The organism is Lysobacter tyrosinilyticus, from assembly GCF_054779815.1.
This window is the reverse complement of the sequence record NZ_BAAGXN010000018.1, coordinates 1-4,002: the sequence shown is the minus strand read 5'-3', so window position 1 is coordinate 4,002 and position 4,002 is coordinate 1. Positions and strand designations below refer to the sequence as shown.

Genomic DNA, 4,002 nt, shown 5'->3' with positions numbered 1-4,002 from the left:
TCGTGCGAGGCCTAACGCCTGAATTAAGCCGAGCCGCGAAGCGGCTTCGGCTTGAATGAATTGTTAGGCCGCGGATGCTAGCCGATCAGCGACAGCAGGACGTAGCTCGCCGGGGCGCCTATCCACGCGGACCAATGGATAGTTTTACCAAAGCGCCAACCCAGAAACAGCGATGCTGCGGCGAATAGGAAGCCAAGCGCAGCGACAACAACAAGTGCCGCAAATGCTAGCCCGAGGTAGTAATCCGGATTGGCTGACCCTGCCGCAATCATCTTAACTGGCAAAGACAGGCCAGGAAGAAAGTAGATAAAGAGCGCCGCACACAGCAATCCGGCAACCACGTCTAACCATGCCGCATAAGAGCGGGGCTTGCGCAAGCTGACCTGCCGGGATCTTGGTGACGAATAGGGGTTCTCTGGCATGCGGCCTAACGCCTGAATTAAGCCGAGCCGCGAAGCGGCTTCGGCTTGAATGAATTGTTAGGTGCCATCCGACTAGTCGTAAAGCACCGGCGCGTACCAAGCCACTGCCCATTTGCTGCCAGTCTTCTTGTACTGAAGCTGCATCTGGCCATCGTTACTGCTGTGGCATTTCTCGGTAATGGTCACCCAGACACCTCGATCATCTTGCTCAATATCGTCTATGAAGATATTTGTGCAGCGCGGATCGATGCGAGCGTAGTCAGCCTTGATCTGGGCTGCCGATGGCGAGCTTTGGGCGCAGGCTGAGAGGAGTGCCGCTATTAGAACTATGAGGAACCTACCCATGGCACCTAACGCCTGAATTAAGCCGAGCCGCGAAGCGGCTTCGGCTTGAATGAATTGTTAGGCCGGATGACGCGAGGTGGATCACGTCGCCCCGCCTGGAATGCCGGAACTTTACCCGAAGAGCCATGTGATGCTGAAGGCTGCATAGCGCGGTACAGAGCTAGCTGTTGAGCAGGCAGATGAGGAGAGGGCGGGGGCACTAGGCCGCTGCTGTTGCTCGGCGGCGTGGGCCGGCACAGCTCGGGCGCGGAGTGCCTGCCGAAGCCGAAGAGTCGCCGCGGCCTTTGCGAAGTTTGCCGCGGTATCGCCGAACGTGGCGCTGCAGCCAAACGCTCGTGTGATCTGCCCGAATACGGCCTAACGCCTGAATTAAGCCGAGCCGCGAAGCGGCTTCGGCTTGAATGAATTGTTAGGCGCCAAGGCGGAATGCATGAGCGCCGACCTTGAATGACTAGATGCCGCCGAAAAGCAAAGCTACAACCATCCCTAGGATGGGTAGGCTGCAGAATGCCACGCTGGAGCCTTGTTGCAACGTGCGCAACGAGGGGTTGGCAATCAGTGCATAGATCGCTACTGGAACGGCGACGAATGCTGCGGCCGTGCAAAAGAGGCTCGTCAGCATTGAGGCCTGAACGATTATGGGGTTGGAGCGGAAGGCAATGGCGCAGAAAAGGGAAGCGCCCCAGGTAGCTGGCAGGGCCAACAGAATCCAGATCGGCATTGCAACGACTCGCGGGTTTGCCATGGCTGGCGCCTAACGCCTGAGTTAAGCCGAGCCACGAAGCGGCTTCGGCTTGAATGAATTGTTAGGTGCCGCCCCTCCCTGCACCCATGGCTTTGCCAACGACTTGCATGATCTTTGTTGCAGCGACTGCCTCGGGCTCCTTACGCGCCCAAGAATTAGAGTACTCATAAGCTCGATACTGCCAGCCATCTCGAATTTCGACGACCATGGCAACGCCATCGTTGATTTCGATTTCCGGAGCCGGAAGCGCTGATTCATCGGGAAGTGTCAGAACACCAAGTGCAAGGAGCTTTTTATAGATAGATTGCCAGTTTGGCGTCCGACGATAATTCACAGTGCAGACATTGGACTCACTACCTTCCTTGGGGTTAGTGCAGCCTTCTAGAACGCTACGGCGAAACTCGGCCGCATCCTGCGGCTCCATGTTACTAAGGTCATTTTTATAGTGAGCCAAGACCTCTCCGTGTACTTTTCCTGATGGAGAGACCTGCAGCCTGAGCATGTGGTCTGTCCGCATCATGCCAAATCCGATCCATATGCGGATTTCCCGCTCTCCATTGGGGAGGGAGATTTGACTGAGCTCGCCCATGCCCGACGCTGCAGAGGCTCCATGGGTAAATTGCAAAAGGAATGGCTCATCGGCTCCTAGCTCCGCAGCCGGCGTCTGTGCCGCGGCGAGAAGCAGGAGTGCTGCTAGCAATTTGCGGGAACCTGTCATAGGCACCTAACGCCTGAATTAAGCCGAGCCGCGAAGCGGCTTCGGCTTGAATGAATTGTTAGGTGCCAGCCGGCTGTGGCAAGGCAACCTGAAAGTGGTTTGAGAATGGTTTGGTGATGTAGGGGCGTGAGACCTCCATGTCACCGCAAAATACCGCGACTGACCGGCCGACACTGCTCTTGGTGTAGCTAAGCATCCGCTTCTCCCCGTCCGAAGTCAGAGTAACGAGTAATGCGGGCACGGGCCCCGGAGCGGTACCTATCGCAGCCACATGCTCCGGGCGAATGAACGGCCGGCTAGCTACCTGGCCATTTGCTCCGACCTCTCGGATGGAAAGGGGGCATGCATCCGCAAGGCGAGCGTCATCGGCTACTGGGGCCGGAGGAGGCGAGTCTTTGCTGCAGCCGCATACGAGCAAAGCTGCGAGAAAGGAAAGCGCTAACGGCAGGTTATGCATCTATGGCACCTAACGCCTGAATTAAGCCGAGCCGCGAAGCGGCTTCGGCTTGAATGAATTGTTAGGCGGCAACCTAGTGCCGGTCATAGGCAAAGAATATGTGATGGCCATGGTCAAGAGCGCCTTGGTAGGTTTCTTGCAGTTGAGCCTCGAACCCAGGATCAGGCCTGGCCTCATCTGATACAAAAGCGCCTTCAGAAATCTCAATTTCAGCCCAGCCAGATTCTTGCGCACAGGCCAGCGCACGATCGAAATCAAGCTCATCACCTACGCTGTGACGTAGGGCAATTATCAAAGCACAAGGCGTTCCCAACTCGACGCCGATCGAGGTGTCCGCCGCTATGGCATCTGCCAGATAGATGGCAAGTTCGTACCGCAAACCGGAATCTCCGTTGTGCCGCCTAACGCCTGAATTAAGCCGAGCCGCGAAGCGGCTTCGGCTTGAATGAATTGTTAGGCCTCACCTGCCGTGGCTAACGCGCAAGATTTGGCCGTCCGACTTGGAGATTACGGCAATTGCAACGCCGCCAACCCAGTCTTTGGGAAGTGAGCCTGTCACAGTCCATTTTCCGTCAGCAAGCGTTGCCCGGTAAGGCTTTTCCGAGGCGATCTTCTTCTCGCCATAAATTGGCGTCCAGACGGCCACCGCAATTGCAATTGCGGTCTTGCTGTCTGGTACGAGTCCTTGTGACGGGCGAACGTTGTGCTCTTGAGCGGACAACGGTAACGCAGATAGGACGAGTGCGATGGCGATGAGGAAGCGGAAAGGTGACATGACTGTCTCGTGAGGCCTAACGCCTGAATTAAGCCGAGCCGCGAAGCGGCTTCGGCTTGAATGAATTGTTAGGCCCCTCACTGACGTAGCCGACGACGCTGACCACATCTAGCTCTGAGCATACGAGCCGGAAGGCGCCCTCTCCTGAGAGCACTACCTCGACCCCACTTGATGTGCGATTTATCTCAAGGTCTCCGGAAACACCAGTACCCCACCGATGAATGTCTATCTGGGTCACTGCAAAAGCACGAATTAGAATTTGGCAGGTGTTGGCGCCGTCGGGCCATTTAGAGGATGGCTTGTCCGGAAAATCTTGAGGCTCAAATGTGATCTCGGCCGAGGGGCCATCCCGATGTAGCGATATGCGGTGGACGCAGACATTCTTAAGGCTTGGCGCAACTGAGTAGTAGCCGAGAATGACCTTGGGATTAAGGGTGATCTGGTTCCAGTCCATAGGAATCTTTCTGAGGGGCCTAACGCCTGAATTAAGCCGAGCCGCGAAGCGGCTTCGGCTTGAATGAATTGTTAGGCGCCATGCTA

The 4,002-nt window shown here is 56.4% G+C and carries 7 protein-coding genes; all 7 read right to left on the bottom strand.

The genetic code is table 11. The annotated features are described in order from the left end of the window. Positions 1 to 77 precede the first annotated feature (77 nt). Positions 78 to 422, bottom strand: coding sequence for a hypothetical protein (locus ACYVGK_RS17755; RefSeq protein ID WP_460736177.1), 345 nt, complete (start codon positions 420 to 422; stop codon positions 78 to 80). Positions 423 to 494: 72 nt separating this feature from the next. Continuing rightward, entirely contained in the window at positions 495 to 767 is a 273-nt protein-coding gene (locus ACYVGK_RS17750) for a hypothetical protein (protein WP_460736175.1), read from the bottom strand. 451 nt (positions 768 to 1,218) lie between these two features. After that, complete coding sequence (locus ACYVGK_RS17745) at positions 1,219 to 1,488, bottom strand: hypothetical protein (protein WP_460736173.1); 270 nt, start codon at positions 1,486 to 1,488, stop codon at positions 1,219 to 1,221. Between the two features lie 85 nt (positions 1,489 to 1,573). Then, a complete protein-coding gene (locus tag ACYVGK_RS17740; protein WP_460736171.1) occupies positions 1,574 to 2,230 on the bottom strand; it encodes a hypothetical protein in 657 nt (218 codons plus the stop codon). Positions 2,231 to 2,760: 530 nt separating this feature from the next. Further along, complete coding sequence (locus tag ACYVGK_RS17735) at positions 2,761 to 3,066, bottom strand: hypothetical protein (RefSeq protein WP_460736169.1); 306 nt, start codon at positions 3,064 to 3,066, stop codon at positions 2,761 to 2,763. An 81-nt stretch (positions 3,067 to 3,147) separates the two neighbouring features. Next, a complete protein-coding gene (locus ACYVGK_RS17730; protein ID WP_460736167.1) occupies positions 3,148 to 3,462 on the bottom strand; it encodes a YbbC/YhhH family protein in 315 nt (104 codons plus the stop codon). 28 nt (positions 3,463 to 3,490) lie between these two features. After that, positions 3,491 to 3,916 carry an Imm50 family immunity protein gene (locus tag ACYVGK_RS17725; RefSeq protein ID WP_460736165.1) on the bottom strand — a complete coding sequence of 142 codons (426 nt, stop codon included), beginning with the start codon at positions 3,914 to 3,916 and terminating at the stop codon, positions 3,491 to 3,493. Positions 3,917 to 4,002 lie beyond the last annotated feature (86 nt).

Bases quoted from the DNA above. Each gene is read 5' to 3' on its own strand.
- ACYVGK_RS17755 (WP_460736177.1), bottom strand. From the start codon at position 422: ATGCCAGAGAACCCCTATTCGTCACCAAGATCCCGGCAGGTCAGCTTG.
- ACYVGK_RS17750 (WP_460736175.1), bottom strand. From the start codon at position 767: ATGGGTAGGTTCCTCATAGTTCTAATAGCGGCACTCCTCTCAGCCTGC.
- ACYVGK_RS17745 (WP_460736173.1), bottom strand. From the start codon at position 1,488: ATGCCGATCTGGATTCTGTTGGCCCTGCCAGCTACCTGGGGCGCTTCC.
- ACYVGK_RS17740 (WP_460736171.1), bottom strand. From the start codon at position 2,230: ATGACAGGTTCCCGCAAATTGCTAGCAGCACTCCTGCTTCTCGCCGCG.
- ACYVGK_RS17730 (WP_460736167.1), bottom strand. From the start codon at position 3,462: ATGTCACCTTTCCGCTTCCTCATCGCCATCGCACTCGTCCTATCTGCG.
- ACYVGK_RS17725 (WP_460736165.1), bottom strand. From the start codon at position 3,916: ATGGACTGGAACCAGATCACCCTTAATCCCAAGGTCATTCTCGGCTAC.